The 17,655-nt window shown below is 67.4% G+C and carries 16 protein-coding genes and 1 pseudogene; 11 read left to right on the top strand and 6 right to left on the bottom strand.

From position 1 onward, the window contains the following. Positions 1-43: 43 nt before the first annotated feature. Positions 44-3,055 (bottom strand): TonB-dependent receptor, encoded by a 3,012-nt coding sequence (locus AC3WTD_RS08445; RefSeq protein WP_492613522.1) that lies wholly within the window; start codon positions 3,053-3,055, stop codon positions 44-46. A gap of 51 nt (positions 3,056-3,106) precedes the next feature. Further along, complete coding sequence (locus AC3WTD_RS08440) at positions 3,107-4,135, bottom strand: LacI family DNA-binding transcriptional regulator (RefSeq protein ID WP_492613521.1); 1,029 nt, start codon at positions 4,133-4,135, stop codon at positions 3,107-3,109. A 407-nt stretch (positions 4,136-4,542) separates the two neighbouring features. On the opposite strand from AC3WTD_RS08440, the gene AC3WTD_RS08435 reads away from it, so the two are divergent. Both AC3WTD_RS08435 and rsmG read left to right on the top strand, forming a co-directional pair. After that, positions 4,543-4,992: an SPFH domain-containing protein gene (locus tag AC3WTD_RS08435; RefSeq protein ID WP_027491476.1), complete on the top strand. Its 450-nt coding sequence runs from the start codon at positions 4,543-4,545 to the stop codon at positions 4,990-4,992. Between the two features lie 152 nt (positions 4,993-5,144). Next, positions 5,145-5,777, top strand: coding sequence for a 16S rRNA (guanine(527)-N(7))-methyltransferase RsmG (gene rsmG / locus AC3WTD_RS08430; protein WP_027491477.1), 633 nt, complete (start codon positions 5,145-5,147; stop codon positions 5,775-5,777). A gap of 162 nt (positions 5,778-5,939) precedes the next feature. Here the strand turns inward: rsmG and AC3WTD_RS08425 are convergent, their stop codons facing one another. Further along, positions 5,940-7,295: a GH1 family beta-glucosidase gene (locus AC3WTD_RS08425; protein ID WP_492613520.1), complete on the bottom strand. Its 1,356-nt coding sequence runs from the start codon at positions 7,293-7,295 to the stop codon at positions 5,940-5,942. Between the two features lie 128 nt (positions 7,296-7,423). Here AC3WTD_RS08425 and AC3WTD_RS08420 point away from each other — a divergent pair, with 128 nt between their 5' ends. The 4 genes from AC3WTD_RS08420 to AC3WTD_RS08405 all read left to right on the top strand — a co-directional run bounded on the left by AC3WTD_RS08420 (position 7,424) and on the right by AC3WTD_RS08405 (position 11,273). Then, positions 7,424-8,515, top strand: coding sequence for an ABC transporter ATP-binding protein (locus tag AC3WTD_RS08420; RefSeq protein ID WP_027491479.1), 1,092 nt, complete (start codon positions 7,424-7,426; stop codon positions 8,513-8,515). A gap of 76 nt (positions 8,516-8,591) precedes the next feature. After that, positions 8,592-9,464, top strand: a complete 873-nt coding sequence (locus tag AC3WTD_RS08415) for a ParA family protein (protein ID WP_027491480.1) — start codon at positions 8,592-8,594, stop codon at positions 9,462-9,464. A gap of 3 nt (positions 9,465-9,467) precedes the next feature. Then, on the top strand, positions 9,468-10,337 hold the full coding sequence (locus tag AC3WTD_RS08410) for a ParB/RepB/Spo0J family partition protein (protein ID WP_492613519.1): 870 nt from the start codon (positions 9,468-9,470) through the stop codon (positions 10,335-10,337). Positions 10,338-10,556: 219 nt separating this feature from the next. Continuing rightward, entirely contained in the window at positions 10,557-11,273 is a 717-nt protein-coding gene (locus AC3WTD_RS08405) for a glycosyltransferase family 2 protein (protein ID WP_235642475.1), read from the top strand. Between the two features lie 51 nt (positions 11,274-11,324). Here AC3WTD_RS08405 and AC3WTD_RS08400 read toward each other — a convergent pair whose 3' ends face one another. Both AC3WTD_RS08400 and AC3WTD_RS08395 read right to left on the bottom strand, forming a co-directional pair. Next, positions 11,325-11,519: a hypothetical protein gene (locus AC3WTD_RS08400; protein WP_027491433.1), complete on the bottom strand. Its 195-nt coding sequence runs from the start codon at positions 11,517-11,519 to the stop codon at positions 11,325-11,327. Continuing rightward, complete coding sequence (locus AC3WTD_RS08395) at positions 11,516-12,463, bottom strand: hypothetical protein (protein ID WP_492613518.1); 948 nt, start codon at positions 12,461-12,463, stop codon at positions 11,516-11,518. Before AC3WTD_RS08395 ends, AC3WTD_RS08400 begins: the two co-directional genes overlap by 4 nt. Positions 12,464-13,329: 866 nt before the next feature. Here AC3WTD_RS08395 and AC3WTD_RS08390 point away from each other — a divergent pair. The 5 genes and pseudogenes from AC3WTD_RS08390 to AC3WTD_RS08370 all read left to right on the top strand — a co-directional run. Then, positions 13,330-13,662, top strand: a pseudogene (locus tag AC3WTD_RS08390) (double zinc ribbon domain-containing protein); the annotation flags it as partial. A gap of 150 nt (positions 13,663-13,812) precedes the next feature. Further along, entirely contained in the window at positions 13,813-14,448 is a 636-nt protein-coding gene (locus tag AC3WTD_RS08385; protein WP_492613540.1) for a hypothetical protein, read from the top strand. 13 nt (positions 14,449-14,461) lie between these two features. Next, entirely contained in the window at positions 14,462-15,163 is a 702-nt protein-coding gene (locus AC3WTD_RS08380; RefSeq protein WP_492613517.1) for a hypothetical protein, read from the top strand. Positions 15,164-15,225: 62 nt separating this feature from the next. Further along, complete coding sequence (locus AC3WTD_RS08375) at positions 15,226-16,248, top strand: zinc ribbon domain-containing protein (RefSeq protein ID WP_051257474.1); 1,023 nt, start codon at positions 15,226-15,228, stop codon at positions 16,246-16,248. 69 nt (positions 16,249-16,317) lie between these two features. Next, positions 16,318-16,686 carry a DUF488 domain-containing protein gene (locus AC3WTD_RS08370; protein ID WP_027491438.1) on the top strand — a complete coding sequence of 123 codons (369 nt, stop codon included), beginning with the start codon at positions 16,318-16,320 and terminating at the stop codon, positions 16,684-16,686. 24 nt (positions 16,687-16,710) lie between these two features. Here the strand turns inward: AC3WTD_RS08370 and AC3WTD_RS08365 are convergent, their stop codons facing one another. Continuing rightward, complete coding sequence (locus tag AC3WTD_RS08365) at positions 16,711-17,646, bottom strand: patatin-like phospholipase family protein (RefSeq protein WP_027491439.1); 936 nt, start codon at positions 17,644-17,646, stop codon at positions 16,711-16,713. Between the last annotated feature and the right edge of the window lie 9 nt (positions 17,647-17,655).

The raw sequence follows: 17,655 nt of genomic DNA, 5'->3' as shown, positions 1-17,655 counted from the left end.
GCGGTGCTGCCTCTATGGTCGCCTCGATGCCATCGGATGGGCGTCAGAACTTCATGCCGACCGTGAGCTTCAGCGTGCGCGGCACGAAGGTGATGTTGCCGGTCGGGTTGTACATCGCGGGGTTCGGGTTTGCTACGCCGCCGGAGCCCCAGTTGACCAGGATGTCCGTGTAGTTCCTGAAGTTGAAGACGTTGAGCACGTCGAAGCGGCCGTAGAGCTTGAGGCCATGGCCGAGATCGAAGTCCTTGGTCGCCTGGAAGTCGATGTCGCGATAACCGAACACCTTGCCGCCGACCAGGAACTTGCCGTTGCCTCCCGGCGTGGCCGCCTTCGGAATGCAGCCGCTGCCGTTTGGATAGGTCACGCCGTAGCAGGCGATGTCGTTGAACGGGATCGGCGTGGCCAGGGTCAGCTTGGCCGACAGGGTGATGCCCCACGGAATATCGACCACGCCGGTGGCGACGAAGCGGTGCCTGGCGGCGGCGTTGGAAACGACGAACGGGTACTGCTGGATGGTCGCCTCGTCGAACGAGTAGTGTTCGTTGATGTCGCGGTTCTGCTTCGCCCGCGTGTAGGTGTAGGCGAAGGTGGCGCCCCAGCCGGTTTCCTTCGTGTACGGCTTGTCGGCCGACAGCAGCAGCTGGGTGGTGCGCGTCGCGATGCCGTTGTTGCCGATGATCAGGCCCCCGAAACCCGGTACGCCGTTGCCCCAGGGCTGGCTGCCGTTCTTGAAGAACGCGCCGTCCGGGTAGCGGTTGCCCAGGGTGAAGGCAAAGCCGTCGTGGCTGAGGATGCGCGTGATCGCGGCGCTGGTGTTCCAGTCGCCGATCCGGTTGCGCATGCCGAGGCTGAACTGGTCGGAATACGGCGCCTTCAGGTGGTTGTTGATCGCGTCCACTTCCTGCCCGGTGTTGCTGGAGGCAACCAGCGCCTGCAGCGCGGCGAGGTTGTTCTGGTACTTCGGATCCCAGGCGAAGCAGGGCGAACTGTTGTTGTGGCAGAGCCCGGTGGCCGGGTCCTGGAAGTACACGGTGAGCTGCGGCAACGCGGACTTGGTCTGCTCCAGCTGCAGGTAGTCGTACAGGTCGCGGTCGTAGGCGCGGCCGGCGCCGCCGAAGATCACGTGCTGCTGGTCGGCGTCGAGGTCGTAGGAGAAGCCCAGCCGCGGCTGGATCTCGCCCTTGTACGCCTTGCGGTTGTGGCCGGTGCTGATGTAGTCGTTGATGTTCACGCCACCCAGCGCAAGGGCCTGGGCATAGGTCTGCCCGGCCGGTGCGCTCGGATCGGGATTCGGGCCGTTGAGCGCGGCCAGTACGTTGGCCGGCGTGACGTAGTTGAGGTAGGACGGGTTCTTCTCGTAGTCCCAGCGCACGCCGAGGTTCAGCGTGAGCTTGTCGTTGACCGCCCAGTCGTCCTGGATATAGGTGCCGAACTGCTTGTCGCTCGATTTGGCCACCGGGCTCAGGCCGGGTACCGGGTTCGGGAAGAACACCTTGTACGGTGTCGCCGCGGTGCCGGTCGGATCCACGTTGTAGGTGAACTGCGGGTTGCTGTTGCCGGCATCCTGCGCGTTCAGGTCCACCTTCTTGTACTTCACGCCCAGCTTGATGACGTGGTCGCCATGCCACTGGAAGTCGTTGAAGGTCAGGTCGTCCTGGATCGCGGGACCCTTCTGGCCCTTCTTCTGCGTCGCCAGCGCGTTGGCCGAGCCGGTGATCAGGATGGTGGCGTCCTGCTGCGGCGCCCAGGTGTAGGCCGCGCCGTCGGCGAAGCGCAGCGGGGTCGGGTTGTTGTAGGCGTTCTCGTGGGTGAACAGGAGCTCGTTGAAGTACGCATCGCCGCTGTGCTGCCAGCGCGCCGCGAAGCGCGTGTCGCGGTTGATCACGTCGATGCCGGCGGATGCGGCGCTCTGGTTGCCGATGTTGTCGTACTGGCCTTCCTTGCGCAGCTGCGCGCTCAGCTCGAAGCGGTCGCGGTCGGTCGGCTCCCAGTCGATCTTGCCGAAATAGAGATCCTCGTTGAACGGCAGGTCGGCCGGGCCCAGCTGCGCGGAGGCGCCGGCCGGCAGGAACGCGGCCGTGTTGGTGACGCCCGGGGTCACCGTGATCGGCGTGTCGAACTTCTTCGCCTCGTAGGTGAAGAAGAAATGCATCTGGTCCTGGATGATCGGGCCGCCGATGGCGAAGCCGTATTCCTTCTCGTGCGACGAGGTCTTCCTGCCCGCATCGTTCTCCGAAGGAGTACGCGCGCGCAGCGAGTCCCTGGTGTAGGTGCCGAACACCTCGCCGTGGAACTCGTTGGTGCCGGACTTGGTGTCGGCGGTGACCGCGGCGCTGGAGATCTGGTCGTACTCGGCCTTGTAGTTCGAGGTGATCACCTTGTACTCGCCGATCGCCAGCTGCGGGAACGGGTTGCCCTGACTGGCGAACTGGCCGCTGACGCCGCCTTCCTTGACGTAGCTCTTCTGGCCCACGCCGTCGATGTAGACGTTGACCGAGCTGTTGTTCTGCGCGCCGCCGCGCAGCGAGGTATGGCCCGCGGAGTCGAGGCTGAACACCATGCCGGGCACGGTGTCGGCGAACTCCAGGAAGTTGCGCGAGGCCTGCGGGATGGTGTTGATCTGCTGCAGCGAGATCGTCGCGCCGACTTCGGAGGTCTTCACTTCCGTCAGGGTGGCCGCGCTGACCGTGACGCCGGAAAGCGTGGTCGCATTCGCGGCCGACGCGCCCGGCGCCGCCGCGGTCAGGTCCAGCGTGGCGGTCGAGGCGACCGTGAGGGTGACCGTGCGTGCGGTGCCCGCCCCGGCGTCCACCTGGTAGGTGCCAGGCGGCAGGCCGACCAGCGTGTAGCCGCCGTCCGCGCCGGCGGTGGTGCGCCGGGTGGTGCCGGTAGCGACGTTGCGCGCGGTGATCGTGGCGCTGGCCGCGGCCTTGCCGCGCAGGTTGGCGTCGGAAGTCTGCGCCCACGAGACCATCGGTGCACTGGCCACCGCGATTACCGTGGCGTTGATCAGGCTTGCGAGCAGCTTCTTTCTGAGTTGCTTTGGTGTGTTCATGCTTTCCCTCCCATACCGGATGACCGGATTCCCCGAATTGAAAACAGCGTTCTATGAAGCGTCTTGGGACGCCGCGGGTCGCCCGCCGCCGCAGCTGGCACGGGTGACGATCTCGCAGGCGAGCGTGTGACTGGATGGCGTGGCGTGCCTGGGGTCCTCCAGCTGCGCCGCCAGTTGTTCGAGCGCGCTGCGGCCCAGGTCGGCGATGCGTACGCGCACCGTGCAAAGCGACGGGGTGACGTAGCGCGCAATCGGGATGTCGTCGAAGCCGGCCAGCGCGGTATCGCGCGGCACGTCCACACCGGCCTCCTTGAACGCGGACAGGCAGCCGACCGCCATCATGTCGTTGGCGGCGAACACGGCATGCGGCCGCGGCGTTCGTGCCAGCAGCTGGCGTCCGGCACGGTAGCCGGCCTCTTCGCTGAAGTCGCCGGCCAGGATGTCCAGCGCCGCGTGCGGCGCGTGCTCGGCCATCGCGGCGCGGTAACCGAGTTCGCGCTGCTGCGCGTCGAAATTGTCGGCCGGGCCGGTGATGAAGGTGACCCCGGCGTGGCCGGCGTCGAGCAGGTGCTGCACCATCGCGTAGGCACCGCCGTAGTTGTCGATGTTGAGCACGCCGTACGACGGGCTCTTCACGGCACTGTTGAGCAGCACGGCCGGCAAGCCGGTGGGCAGGTTGCTGCGCAGGAAGGCGGCGTCGACGTGGTTGGACAGGATCAGCAGGCCATCGACGCGGCCCTGCATGGCGCGCAACGCGGTAGCGGCGTCCTCGGCCCCATCGTGAGAGCTGGACACCAGCAGGTGCAGGCCGCGCGCCCGGGCGGCCAGGTCGATGCCGCGGATCAGCTCGGAAAAGAACTCGCCATGCAGGTCCGGCAGCAGCGCGCCGACCGTGTTGGTGCGGCGGGTGATCAGCATGCGCGCCGCGGCATGCGGCACGTAGTGCAGACGCTCCGCGGCTTCATGGATGCGCTGGCTGGTCTCGGCAGTCACTCCGCCGCCCCCATTCAGTGCACGCGACACCGAGGCCACGGAAACCTTGGCCTCGCGCGCTACATCTTTGATAGTGGCTGCCGACATCCTGGATGGGTCCGCTGAGAAGGACAAGAACCGCAGTGCGACGCCAACGTAAACGTTTTCATGACGCCTTGTAAAGTGCTTGTAAAGCAGAATTTTTTTGCTGCGCCGCCGCAGTTTTTGGGCGTTCGAGGTTTGCATCGCAGATGGATCACCGGTAGCGCCGCCGGTGGCTTGTGGAACGCGTGTTGTGGCGGCGCAGCAGTCGGCTCGTTGGCACGATTTGGGCATGGCTCCGGAGGAATCTCCCGATTCTGTGAATGGCGTCGCCAAGTCATGGGTTCATGCCTGTTGTTAAAGATTTGCCTGTGTCGTTAAATGAAGGTTAATCTTCGCCGGGTCAGGCGGCTGTATCCTCAACTTGCCGAGACCATGAAGAAACTGTTGGCAAACTATTGTTTCTCCACGCCATGATGACTTTACTGACCTTGTTGCTCGTGATTCCCGCCGTGCTGGCTGCCAGTGCGGTCAGGCACGTGCCGGCGGATCAGGTCTACAGCCTGTATCGCCGCGGCAAGCTGGTGCGGGTGCTGGGGACCGGTACGCACCTGGTGCTGCCGCTGCTGGATCGGGTCGGGCACAAGATCAACCTTGCCGGACAGACCCTGCACTTCGAGGAGCCGGTGGCCGGCGCACGGGACGTGCGCGGCACGGTGTACTGGCAGGTGCTGGAGCCGGAGCGCGCCGACCCGGTGTTCGAGCAGGTCGACCAGCTGATCCGCCGCGGTGCGCAGGAAGCCCTGCGCCGCGAGCCGGACGCGGACCGCCACGACCTCGGCGCAAAAGTGAAGCAGTCCTTGAACAGCGCGCTGCGCGAGCGCGGCATGATGGTGACCCGGGTCGAGCTCGACGTGGCCTGAGTGGTGAACCGCGCCAGGGCGACCAAGAGCGCCCGCGCCGCAGGGGATTTGCAAGCCTTCGACCCGCTTCGGCGGGTCTTCTTTTTGGCGCCATTGGCAAGGTCGTGCGGCGCGCGGATACTTTGCGCCCCCACGTTCCCGAGCCAGCCACGATGACCACCCGCGACGCCTTGCAGGCCCGACTCGAACAAGGCATCGCCGCGCTGGGCCTGTCGCTGCCGGCCGACGCGGTGTCGCGGCTGCTCGACTACCAGGCCTTGCTGGAGCGCTGGAACGCGGCCTACAACCTCACCGCGGTGCGCGACCCGGCGGAGATGGTCACCCGCCATCTGCTCGATTCGCTGGCGATCCTGCCGTACGTGCAGGGCCGGACCCTGGCCGACCTCGGCACCGGCCCCGGCCTGCCCGGCATCGTGCTGGCGATTGCCGCGCCGGGACGGAAGGTCCTGCTGGTCGATTCCAACGGCAAGAAGGTGCGCTTCCTGCGCGAGGCGATCCGCGCGCTGAAGCTGGACGGCGTGCGCGCGCTGCAATCGCGGGTGGAAGACGTGGAAGGGCAGTTCGACTGCATCACCGCGCGCGCGTTCGCCAGCCTCGCCGACATGCTTGGCTGGGGCGGCCACCTGCTGGCGCCGGACGGGGTCTGGCTGGCGATGAAGGGCAAGCGGCCGGACGAGGAACTGCCGGGCATCCCGGCCGGCTTCGTGGTGCGCAGCACGCATGAGCTGGTGGTGCCGGGGCTGCCGGCTGAGCGCCACCTGCTGCAGCTCGGCCGCGCCGCGTGAGCGATGTCCCTTCCCCTGCTTGCGGGGGAAGGTGCCGAAGGCGGAAGGGGGCGCAGCCGCGCGGTTCTACAACGAAAAGCAAGAGCACCCCATCGGCCCTCCGGGCAGCTTCCCCTGCTGTGCAGGGGAAGCGAAAGCAGGGCGGTGGAGCTTTGCGATCGTTCAGTCGTCCAGCACGCTGCCGTTGCTTGCGATCACCTGCGCATACAGCTTCGCGGTGGCCTTGGGCGTGCGCTGCTGGGTGGCGAAGTCGACGTGGTACAGGCCGAAGCGCTTGGAGAAACCCAGCGACCACTCCAGGTTGTCCAGCAGCGACCAGGCGTAGTAGCCCTTCAGGTTCACCCCCACCTCGATCGCCTTGTGCAGCGCCTTGAGGTGCCTGCGCAGGTAGTTGGTGCGTAGCGGGTCGTGCAGCACCTCGGCCTCGACTACCGGCGGATCGTAGAACGCAGAACCGTTTTCGGTGATGTACAGCGGGATGTCGCCGTAGCGATCCCTGAACCAGGTCAGCGTGTCAGTGAGGCCCTGCTCGAACACTTCCCAGCCGGTCTCGGTGTAGGTCTTGTTGGGCTGGCGCACCGGCGCGGCTTGCAGCGGGTACTGGTTCGCGTCGTGCTTCACCACGGCGCGGGTGTAGTAGTTGATGCCGACGAAGTCGACCTTCTGCTTCGTCAGTTTGAAATCGTCGGCAGGGAAGTCCGGCCAGGCGTCGCCGAAGATCTCCTTCAGCTCGGGCGGGTAGCTGCCCAGCAGCGCCGGGTCGGCGAACTGCTGGTTCATGTAGGCGTGCGCGCGGCGGGTGGCGGCCAGATCCTCGGCGCGGTCCGAGTGCGGGTACTTCGGCTCGATGTTGAATACCACGCCGATCTCATTCTTTCCATGCGCGCGATACGCCTGGATGCCGGCGCCGCTGGCGCGCATCAGGTTGTGCGCGGCGATCGGCGCCTCGTACTTGCTGCGATGGCCCGGCGCCAGCGCGCCGTGCAGGTAGCCGCCGTCGGTGACCACCCAGGGTTCGTTGAGCGTGGACCAGCGCGGCACGCGGTCGTCCAGGGCCTTGAACATCACCTCGGCGTACTCGGCGAACCAGTGCGCGCTGTCGCGGTTGAGCCAGCCGCCGCGATCGTCCAGCGCCGCCGGCAGGTCCCAGTGGAACAGCGTGGCGTTCGGCGCGATGCCTTGCTCCAGCAATGCGTCGACCAGCCGCGAGTAGAAATCCAGCCCTTTCGGATTGACCCGGCCGGTGCCTTCGGGCAGCACGCGCGCCCAGTTGATGCTGAAGCGGTAGCCCTGCAGACCCAGCGCCTTCATCAGCTGCACGTCTTCACGATAGCGGCGGTAGTGGTCGCAGGCGACGTCGCCGGTGTCGCCGTTCGCCATCATCCCCGGCGTGTGCGCGAAGCGCTGCCAGATGCTGGGGCCGGCACCGTCGGCCAGCGGCGAGCCCTCGATCTGGTAGGCGGAAGTGGCGGCGCCCCAGTGGAAGCCGTCGGGGAAGCGAAAACCGGGGCGGGGCATGGGCGATCCTTCGGGCAAGGCTTGATGTAAACGATTACACGGGCAGAATAGCCCAATGCCCCGCGGAAGTGCAGACCAGCGCATGCTGCGCGGGACGGCCATCGTGGCCAACCGCACCGGAGATGCCGATGGCTGCCGTATGTCTGGACCAGTTGCGCAAGGTCTACCCCAATGGCCACGTGGGCGTGGCCGACGCCAGCTTCGAGATCGCCGACGGCGAGCTGCTGGTGCTGGTGGGCCCATCCGGCTGCGGCAAGACCACCCTGCTGCGCATGATCGCCGGGCTGGAGTCGATCAGCGGCGGCACGCTGAGCATCGACGGCCGGGTGGTCAACGCGGTGGCGCCGAAGGACCGCGATATCGCGATGGTGTTCCAGAACTACGCGCTGTATCCGCACATGACGGTGGCCGAGAACCTCGGTTTCGGTTTGAAACTGCGCGGCCACAAGCAGGTCGAGATCGACCGCCGGGTGGCGGCGGCGGCGCAGACGCTGGAGCTGGAGGCACGCCTGACCGCACGCCCGGCCGCGCTGTCCGGCGGCCAGCGCCAGCGCGTGGCGCTGGGCCGGGCGCTGGTGCGCGAGCCCAAGGTGTTCCTGCTCGACGAGCCGCTGTCCAACCTGGATGCCAAGCTGCGCCTGTCGATGCGGGTGGAGATCGCGCGGCTGCATCGCCAGCTCGGCGCCACCATGGTCTACGTCACCCACGACCAGATCGAGGCGATGACCCTGGGCCAGCGCATCGTGGTGCTGGACGGCGGGGTGATCCAGCAGATCGACACGCCGATGGCGCTGTACGACAAGCCCGCGAACCTGTTCGTGGCCGGCTTCGTCGGCAGCCCGGCGATGAACCAGCTGCGCGGCACCCTGCACTGCGAAGGCGGCTGGACCCTGGCCACCGCCCACGGCCCCATCGCGCTGGGCGAACCGCCACAGGCGGCGGCGTGGCTGCCGTGGCGCGGGCGCGAGGTGGTGCTGGGCATCCGCCCCGAACATCTGCAGCCGCTGGAGGCCGGCGCGGCCGCCCTGCATGCCCGGCTGGAGGTGCTCGAACCGGTCGGCAACGAGGTGTTCCTGAACCTGCGCTACGGCGAGCAGCCGCTGGTCGCGCGGGTGGCGCCGCGCGCCCTGCCCGAGCCGGGCGGCCTGCTGGCGCTGGGCCTGGCGGTCGAACGGCTGCACCTGTTCGATGCCGTCAGCGGGGCGCGGATCGGTGCCTGAGGCCGAAGTCCCCGGGAGGCAAGCTGCGACAGCAATGCTAATCTAGCCGTCCTTCGCGAACTGTAGCTATTCACCCATGGCCCGCATCATCGCTGTCGCCAACCAGAAGGGCGGCGTCGGCAAGACCACCACTGCCGTCAATCTCGCTGCGGCGCTGGCTGCGGCGAAGCGCAGGGTATTGCTGGTCGACTTCGATCCGCAGGGCAATGCCACCATGGCCTCGGGCGTGAACAAGCGCGACATCAAGGCCAGCGGCTGCGAGGTGCTGCTGGAGGAAGTGGAGATCGCCGCGGCGATCGTGCCCACCGAAGCGCACTACGACCTGCTGCCGGGCAACGGCGACCTCACCGCGGCCGAGCTGAAGCTGATGGACGCGCTGGCGCGCGAGCACCGGCTGAAGGAGGTGCTGGCGAAGATTGCGGCGGAATACCACACCATCCTGATCGACTGCCCACCCTCGTTGAACCTGCTCACCCTGAACGCGCTGACCGCCGCCGACGGCGTGCTGATCCCGGTGCAGTGCGAATACTTCGCGCTGGAAGGCCTGTCCAGCCTGCTCGACACGATCAAGGCGGTGCGCCACCGGCTGAACCCTCAGCTGGAGATCGACGGCCTGCTGCGCACCATGTACGACGTGCGCAACAACCTCGGCAACGAGGTCTCTGCCCAGCTCACCCAGCACTTCGGTGACAAGGTGCTGCGCTCGATCATCCCGCGCAACGTGCGCCTGGCCGAGGCGCCCAGCCACGGCCAGCCGATCCACCTGTACGACCGCAGCTCGCGCGGCGCGATCGCCTACATCGGCCTGGCCGGCGAGGTGATCCGGCGCGAGCGCGGGCTGCCGCGCGGTGCCGCGCACGCAGTCGACCCGGTCGACGACATCGAACCGCCCGTGCACGGCGACAGCGGCCCGACGCTCAAGGCGCCGGCCGCCAACCACCAGGACTAAGGCATGGCAGCTGCAAAAAAACGTGGATTGGGGCGCGGGCTGGACGCGCTGCTCGGCGGCGACGGTGACGCCGCGCCGTCGGTGCTGACGCAGGAAGGCGAATTGCGCGTGCTGCCGATCCAGCAGATCCAGCCCGGCAAGTACCAGCCGCGGCGGCACTGGAACGACGAGGCACTGGACGAGCTGGCCGCCTCGATCAAGGCGCAGGGCCTGATCCAGCCGGTGGTGGTGCGCGAGATCGGCAAGAACAGCTACGAGCTGATCGCCGGCGAACGCCGCTGGCGTGCCGCGCAGCGCGCCCAGCTGGACGAACTGCCGGCGCTGGTGAAGGCGGTGCCGGAGGCAGCGGTGCCGGCGATGGCGCTGATCGAGAACATCCAGCGCCAGGACCTCACCCCGCTGGAGGAAGCCGACGCGCTGAAGCGGCTGATCGACGACTTCGAGCTCACCCACCAGCAGGCCGCCGACGCGGTCGGCCGTTCGCGGGCGTCAGTGTCGAACATGCTGCGGCTCACCGAGATGGCCGAGCCGATCCGGCGCCTGCTCGACGACGGCAAGCTGGAGATGGGCCACGCCCGCTGTCTGCTGACCCTGGACGAGTCCATCGCCGTGCCGTTGGCGCGCCAGGCCTCCACCCTCGGTTGGTCGGTGCGCGAACTGGAGGAGGCCGCGCGCCGCGCGCAGACCACGCCCAAGGGCAAGGCCAAGCATCCGGCCGCGCGCGACCCCAACGTCGCCGCGCTGGAACGCGAACTGGCCGAACGCCTGGCCACCCGGGTCGAGCTGGCCCAGGGCCGCGGCGGCCACGGCAAGCTGGTGATCCACTACCACAGCAACGACGAGCTGGAAGGCATCCTCGGCAAGATCCGCTGACGTGTTTTTTCCTTCTCCCTGCGGGAGAAGGCGCCCGTCAGGGCGGATGAGGGTACGGGCGAAGCGCAGCATCCCGCTCCGCCCGTACCCTCACCCCCGACCCCGCTACCGGAGGGAGAGGGAAGACAGGCGGAGCATTCGCCTGCGGCCTCCGCGTCGCTTGGATTAAACTGCGTCCCTGTCGTCGCATCGCGGTATCCGTCTCCGAAAGGCTCCCCCATGCCGCAACTCTCCGTCGTCGTCCCCGTGTTCAACGAACGCGACAACATCCCGCCGCTGCTCGCCGAGATCGCCGCCGCACTGCGCGGCCGGGTCGACTACGAAGTGGTCTATGTCGACGACGACTCCAGCGACGACAGCCGCGCCGTGCTCGTCGCACAGAAGGCGCTGCATCCGGAGCTGCGCGTGCTGCACCATGTCACCCGTAGCGGACAAAGCACGGCAGTGTGGAACGGCGTGCGTGCGGCGGCTTCGCCGTGGATCGCCACGCTGGACGGCGACGGCCAGAACGACCCGGCCGACATCCCGAAGCTGCTCGCCGCGCGCGCCGCGGCTCCGGCCGAAACGCGGCTGTTCGCCGGCTGGCGCACTACCCGCCGCGACAGTTTCAACAAGCGGATCTCCTCGAAGATCGCCAACGCGGTGCGCTCGCGCATGCTCAGGGACGCCACCCCGGATACCGGCTGCGGCCTGAAGCTGTTCGAGCGCGAGGTGTTCCTGCGCCTGCCCTACTTCGACCACATGCACCGCTACCTGCCGGCGCTGGTCAAGCGCGCCGGTTTCCAGAGCCAGAGCGTGCCGGTCGGCCACCGCCCGCGCACCGCCGGCGTGTCCAAGTACGGCATGCTGGATCGGCTGTGGGTGGGCCTGGCCGACCTGCGCGGCGTGGCGTGGCTGATGCGCCGCGGCAAGGTGACCGAGGTGCAGGAGAACTGAGCCGCGCCCGCCGGGCGTGTGCCGCGTCTTGCTGCGGCATGAATGTACCGGTCAGCCGGCGCCGGCAAGCGCGTGGCCACAGTTGCCGCAGAAGCGGTCGGCGACGTACACCGGCGTCTGGCAGCCCGAGCCGTATGGCGGCGTGGTCATGGCAGGTGATGGTGTCGGCGACGTGGTTGCACCTTGCATCGCCTGCATCATCGCCTGTGGCAAGGCGGCATCGGCTTGCCCGCCCAGCCTGTTCATCGCGCCAGCACCGCGCTTTTCTGCATGTCGGTGCGCGAAGTGGGTGCCACGATCACGCTCTGCTCCTGCGCGAAGCCCACCCGATGCAAGGCCAGCTGGCGCGCGTAGTCGGGCGCGCCACGCAGGTCAACGATGAAGCGCTGCGCATTCTTGCCGAAGTTCATCTGCGCCGACTGGTAGTTGCCTTGCATCTCCACCCATACCAGTCGCGAAACGAAGTCGAAGCGCCCCCACAAAACATGGCCGGCGCGCAGGCAGTAGTGGCCCACCACCAGCATGGCCAGGCCGAGGGTGAGCAGGGAGAACAGGTGGACGTCCCCGACCTCGGGGCGGAGCTTTGCGCCGAACACCAGCAGCCAGGCCACGCCCAGCGCAATCAGTGCCACGCCCACCACGTCCAGCCAGGCGATGAAGCGGTAACGCGGCATGACGAAGGCCGCGCCCGGCTCCACCCTGTTCTGGCCGGTGCCGGACATGGGCTGGGTTTCCTCTACCAGTTCGGCGGCGAAGGTATCGGCGCCGCTGTCGATCAACGGCACGGTCTTGGCGTAGCGGCGGTTGGGGCTGCGCTCCACCCAGGTGTCCTGCAGGGTGCGGTCGAGCTCGTCGAGCAGTTGCTTGGGGTGGCAGTTCATCGACAGGCTGGTCTGTTCGCGCGCCATGTTGGTGGGCGGCAGGCCGGTCATCTGGTGCATCAGCACCACGAAATACAGGTCTGCGCCAAACAGCGCGGCCAGCAGCAGGAACAGGGTCTGCACGTTCAGCGACAGCCAGTCCAGGCTGGGCAGGCCGGAGGCGACGAAGGGCAGCGGCACCGGCACGAAGATCACCGCCAGGATCAGTCCGATCAATCCGCGCATGCCTACGTTGGCTGGCGCAGCCACGCCGCTTTCCAGTGGGTGCAGAAGCAGCAGCACGCTGAAGCCGAAATAGAACAGGCCCATTCAGTCCCGCCTTGCCGTTGCCGAAGCCCAACCAGGCCACCAGGAAGGAGAGCAGCGTCACCACGATGGCAATGGCGGTCTGAAATTGCCGCTGGGCGATGAACTGCACGGGGCGCGCTGCGAAAATCAGGTTGCGGATGCCGGCGCGCAGCAGGTTGTTCAACGGTCCCTGTGGCTCGGAAGAGGACGGTGCGTTCTGGCGCAGCGTCTCTTTCAACTCGTCCGACCCCCATTGCGGCCGGTGGCGTCGGTGGTCAACTCGGGGACCAGCCTGGCGGGCCGGCTGCGGCCGAAGAAAAACGCAGTTGCATCAGTACACGTCGGCCTTGATTCAAGCCCGCCACCAACAGGCCGATACCAAGGAGCAACGGAAGCACGCTGCGCAGGTCGCGGCTGAGCAACAACAAGTCGATTCCGCCACCCGACAGCATCACGTTGGCGGCGACCAGGAACCAGTTTTCCGCGTAGAACGGATTGGGGAAATCGAGTTGCCGACGGTCGGCGTTGTATTCGTAGGCATGAAATGTTCGGAGATGAGATGGTGCGCAGGCAGCGCAAGGCGGATAGTCATGCTGGATTCAGTCTTGTTTGTCGCCGCACTTTTCTGCAAGCTAGCCGGGTAGCCAAGCCTGCGCGCTGCGTGACGCGACGGGCCTGCATCACAGGGGATTCAAGGATGACGACACGATCCGCCACGCCATACCCGCAGGGCGTGCATTCGCGGTGCGCCGCCATGCGGCGTTCGCCACGGGATCCTCGTTGCCTGACGCCACCATCTCTTGCCCCCTGTCCGCCATGGCGCCAGACCGCCGCGCGGCTCGGTCGCCCCTTGCTTTGAATTGAATCCATCTTGTGGAGAGCGCTTCATGCAGTGTCCGACCTGTGGGCTAGCCAATCCCGATGGCCGCAAATTCTGTGGCGGTTGCGGCGCCAACCTGGCCGGTGGACCCAATCCGGCAGCCGCCGGCTGGGAGTGCGCGCAGTGCCATCGAACCAATCGAAACGGCGCACGCTTCTGTTCTGGTTGCGGAGCGCCGGCAACGGCTGCTTCAGCACCCGCACCGGCACCGGCACCCGCACCCGCACCCGCACTCCCGCCCACGCCCACGCCTTCCGTTGTGGCACTGAAGGGCATGGCTTGCCCGCAGTGCGGTGCCCCACATCCCGCCGGCGCGCGCTTCTGCAAAAGCTGCGGCAAGCCGCTGGCGCAGGCGGAGCCCGTTTCGCGCGAGGTCGAGCCTTTACTGGCGCCTGCAGCCGCTCCGGTATCCGCCGCGGTTCCCGCCGCGGCGCCTGCGCCGGCCGTCGTCACGTCCCGCGTAGCGCCCTCACCTGCTGCGACGTCTCCCGTGCGCTCAGCCACCCCCGGGGCTGGCAAGCCGGCGGCGAACCCGGTACGCGTCGGTGGCAGCAAGACCTACGCCGTCGCCGCGGCGGTGGTGCTGGTGGTGGGTGTCGGTGCCGTGGTGGCATGGAAACTCATGGGTCCCGGTGGCGCGGCGTCGGAGCAGGCGGCCCAGCCCGCCGCGGCCCACAGTGTCGCGGTGCCGGGAACTCCCGCTGAACCCGTCGCGACATCATCGGCGCCTGTCGTGCCGCCGGTTGCCGAGGCTCCGCCTACGCCTGCGCCTGCGCCAGCGGCCGCGCCCGCGCTGCCGCCCATGGCGGCGCCAGTGGTTGCAGCGCCTGCCCCGGCCTCGACAGCCGCTGAGCCGGTTTCCGCGCCGCCGTCTGCGGCGCCGCTGCCCACGCAGAAGGTGCAGGCGCCCATGCCTGCGCCAGCGGCCGGACCGTCGATGCGCGACATCGCGGCGAAGCTGGTGCACAAGGGAGAGCAAGCCTTCGCCGAGCAGAACTACAGCGCCGCCGTTGCCAATGCCAAGGCAGCGTTGGAAGTGAAGCCGGGCGATGCCCGAGCCAACAAGTTGCTGCGTGAGGCCGAACAAGCCCAACAGAAAGCCATGAACAGCATTTCCATCCAGTGAAGGGAGAATCGCCATGAATACGCGTATGCCTTGCACCAAATCGTTTAGCTTGTTCGGCGCCAGCCTTGGGCTGGCGTTGGTTGCTGGTTGCGCCCAGATGCCAGTGAGCAACGGCGGCACGCAGAGTCGGGATGGCGCGAGCGCAAGCGCCGAAGGCCAGCAAGCCGGCGCGTGCAACCCGGTGCTGGCCGGCACCGTTGGTGCGCTGGCTGGCGCACTGTTCGGCAACGGCAAGGGACACCTGGTGGGGGCCGCAGTGGGTGCGGGTATCGGCGCGTTGGCCTGTATGGCTTACAACTATCACGCACGCAAGGTGCGCGATGCGCAGTCGGTGGAGGCGGATTACACCCGCCAGCATGGCAGCTTGCCGGCGACGAATACGGTGTCGTCCTACGCAAGCTCCATGCAACCATCCGGCACGGTGAAAACCGGCTCGCCGGTGGAGATGCAGTCCACCGTGGTGGTGCTGAACGGCACGCGCGATGTGCAACCGCAGCTGGCCGAGACGCTCACGTTGTTCTCGCCGGACGGCAAGCAGCTCTCCACCGTGACCAAGCAGGCATCCGACATCAATGGCACGGGCGAGTACCGGACCAACTTCAGCTTCAACTTGCCCAAGGGCATCAAGGATGGGCGCTACGTGGTGCGCTCCTCGCTCTCGATGAACGGCAAACAGGTCGGTACCAATGAGATGCCCATGCTGGTCGTGGGCTGACCGAGCACATGCGGCGCCAGTACGCCGACGCCGCCCAATAGCCATATTCAGGGGGAACGAAGATGACCGAGAAAGCGACGGGTAACATTGGCCTGTTGATGCGCTGTTACGAAGCGCTGCATAACTGGCAGGCGCTGGCGATGCTGGCTGGTGGCGTGGTGATCGGCCTGGGCCTGGCGGTTGCCGCGGGCGCGCTGGCGGCCAAGATGGGCGTCATCGTGGGCGTGTTGCTGATGCTGATCGCCTTGCTGGTCTATCTTGCCGGGATCAACGGCGCCGGCCTGCTGCTGGTGGATCAGGCCGATGGACGGCCGGGACGCGGTTTTGCCGCCGCCTTCTTCGGCGGGCTGGGGGCCACGCTGAACGTGCTCCTGGCGCTGCTTTTGCTGGCGCTTGGTCTGCTGTTGGTGTTCGTGGCGCTGTATCTGTTGGCTCTGCTCGGCAGGATTCCTGGCATCGGGCCGCTGTTTGCCTTTCTGCTGGCCGGGCCCGGCGCCATCGTGCTGCTGTTTTGCTATGGCGTGCTGGCCATCGGTATGCCGCTTCTGCTGGTGGCGGTGTGGCGTGGCGAGGGCGTGCTGGGCTCGCTTGGGCGTGCGGTGGACATCGTACTCAAGCGCCCGCTCGACGCATTGTTGCACTTCGTGCTGCTGTGGCTGATCGTGGCGCCGGTGGCGATCTTCGTGCTTGCCCTGCTGGCGGTGTCGGCCGGCGCCAGCATGTCGATGTACAGCCACGGTTTCGGCGACTATGGATACGGCGCCGGCCTGGAATACATGTTGATGTCCAGCATGCAGGGGTTAGGTGCGGCCAGCGTGTCGGTAGGCATCGTGTTCGCCGTAGTGGTAGCGCTGTTCGCGTTGGTCTATCTGTTTGGCTACATCATGGTCTACGATTCGCTCAATGCGGGCCTGGCCTCCACGGCGGAAAGCCGGTTGCGCGGCGGCTTCAATCAGCTCAAGCAGAAGGTGGAGCAGCATCGGCCACAAGCTACCGCTGCACGCACAGCGCCGGTCTGCAAGGGTTGCGGCGCACGGCTGATTCCCGGCGACCAGTTCTGTGGTGAGTGCGGGCAGCGCACCTGAGGATCGTGTTCACCAGCGCCGTGGTGCCCCCGGCGGCGTATGCTGAAAAGCAACCGTCGGGAGCACTCCATGAACATCGCTGTGAAACGCGCCTACGAGCCGTCGGCCAAGTCCGACGGTTATCGCGTGCTGGTGGAGCGGCTGTGGCCGCGCGGCATGAAGAAGGAAGAGGTGCCGCTGAACCAGTGGGCCAAGGAGCTGGCGCCGTCCACGGCGCTGCGCAAATGGTTCGGCCACGATCCGGCGCTGTGGGACGGCTTTCGTCACCGCTATGCCGCCGAGCTGGACGACCTGGCCGAGTACTGGCAACCGCTGGCCGAGCGCTCGGCGCGGCACCAGGTCACCCTGATCTACAGCGCCCACGACGAGGAGCACAACGGCGCCCTCGTGCTGCGCGACTACCTGGAAAACTGGCTGCACACGCACGGCCCGCGCTGAGGGCCGCGCTATGGAGCGACGGGCTCAGGCCTGGCGTTGCGGCGTGCCGGCGCGCGGCCAGTTCGCCAGCGCCGCGCGCGCCTCGGCGCGGCCCAGTTCGATCAGTTCGCGCGCACGGTAGAACTCGTAGGCCAGTGCCATGTTGTGCGGCAGCTGGATCAGCAGGTCGGGCGCATATGCGGCCAGGCGCAGACGCGACAGGTTGGCCTGCATCAGGTCCATCGCCTGGGTCAGCAGCTCCAGCGTGCCCGGCTCGCGCGGACGGCTTTCGCCGCGCGGGATCATCCGGCTGATGAACTCACCGATGCGCTGGCGGTAGCCTTCTTCCGCAGGGTGCGCCTGGATCGGCGGTTCCGGCGGTGTGGCGGCCACTGCCGGGCCGTCCACGCTGACCGCGATCAGGTAGTCGGCGGTTTCGCGGATCAGCGGGGTCACCGGCACTGGGTTGAGCAGGGCGCCGTCGACCAGCCGGCGGCCGTCGATGAGATGTGGGCGGAACACGGTGGGGATCGCGAACGAGGCGCGGATCGCGTCGAACAGGCCACCGCTGGTCAGCCACACCTCGCGGCCACGCTCGATGTCGGTGGCCACCGCGGTGAACGCCAGCGGCAGTTCCTCGATCTGCGCGTCGCCGACCAGCCCGCGCATGGTCTCGATGATTTTCTCTCCCTTGATCAGGCCGCCGCCGGAGAACGTCCAGTCGACCAGCCGCAGCACGTCGAGCTTGGCCAGCGCGCAGACCCAGTCGCGATACACGTCGAGCTTGCCCGCCGCGTGGATGCCGCCGATCAGCGCGCCCATCGAGCTGCCGGCGATCGCCACGATCGCGTAGCCCTGCGCCTCGATTTCCTCGATCACGCCGATGTGCGCCAGCCCTTTCGCGCCGCCGGCGCCGAGCGCCAGCGCCACGGTCGGCTTGCGTGCCGCCGGCGCGCTGCCGCCGGCATCGGCGGCGGTCATCGGCTCGCC

This window comes from Rhodanobacter sp. FW106-PBR-R2A-1-15 (assembly GCF_058789735.1).
The sequence above is the reverse complement of the archived record's forward strand: the minus strand, read 5'-3'. Positions and strand labels throughout refer to the sequence as shown.

Bases quoted from the DNA above. Each gene is read 5' to 3' on its own strand.
- AC3WTD_RS08420 (WP_027491479.1), top strand. From the start codon at position 7,424: ATGGCTGCCGTATGTCTGGACCAGTTGCGCAAGGTCTACCCCAATGGC.
- AC3WTD_RS08440 (WP_492613521.1), bottom strand. From the start codon at position 4,135: ATGTCGGCAGCCACTATCAAAGATGTAGCGCGCGAGGCCAAGGTTTCC.
- AC3WTD_RS08395 (WP_492613518.1), bottom strand. From the start codon at position 12,463: ATGGGCCTGTTCTATTTCGGCTTCAGCGTGCTGCTGCTTCTGCACCCA.
- AC3WTD_RS08410 (WP_492613519.1), top strand. From the start codon at position 9,468: ATGGCAGCTGCAAAAAAACGTGGATTGGGGCGCGGGCTGGACGCGCTG.
- AC3WTD_RS08415 (WP_027491480.1), top strand. From the start codon at position 8,592: ATGGCCCGCATCATCGCTGTCGCCAACCAGAAGGGCGGCGTCGGCAAG.
- AC3WTD_RS08405 (WP_235642475.1), top strand. From the start codon at position 10,557: ATGCCGCAACTCTCCGTCGTCGTCCCCGTGTTCAACGAACGCGACAAC.
- AC3WTD_RS08370 (WP_027491438.1), top strand. From the start codon at position 16,318: ATGAACATCGCTGTGAAACGCGCCTACGAGCCGTCGGCCAAGTCCGAC.
- AC3WTD_RS08400 (WP_027491433.1), bottom strand. From the start codon at position 11,519: ATGAACAGGCTGGGCGGGCAAGCCGATGCCGCCTTGCCACAGGCGATG.
- AC3WTD_RS08445 (WP_492613522.1), bottom strand. From the start codon at position 3,055: ATGAACACACCAAAGCAACTCAGAAAGAAGCTGCTCGCAAGCCTGATC.
- AC3WTD_RS08380 (WP_492613517.1), top strand. From the start codon at position 14,462: ATGAATACGCGTATGCCTTGCACCAAATCGTTTAGCTTGTTCGGCGCC.
- AC3WTD_RS08435 (WP_027491476.1), top strand. From the start codon at position 4,543: ATGATGACTTTACTGACCTTGTTGCTCGTGATTCCCGCCGTGCTGGCT.
- AC3WTD_RS08375 (WP_051257474.1), top strand. From the start codon at position 15,226: ATGACCGAGAAAGCGACGGGTAACATTGGCCTGTTGATGCGCTGTTAC.
- AC3WTD_RS08425 (WP_492613520.1), bottom strand. From the start codon at position 7,295: ATGCCCCGCCCCGGTTTTCGCTTCCCCGACGGCTTCCACTGGGGCGCC.
- rsmG (WP_027491477.1), top strand. From the start codon at position 5,145: ATGACCACCCGCGACGCCTTGCAGGCCCGACTCGAACAAGGCATCGCC.
- AC3WTD_RS08365 (WP_027491439.1), bottom strand. From the start codon at position 17,646: ATGACCGCCGCCGATGCCGGCGGCAGCGCGCCGGCGGCACGCAAGCCG.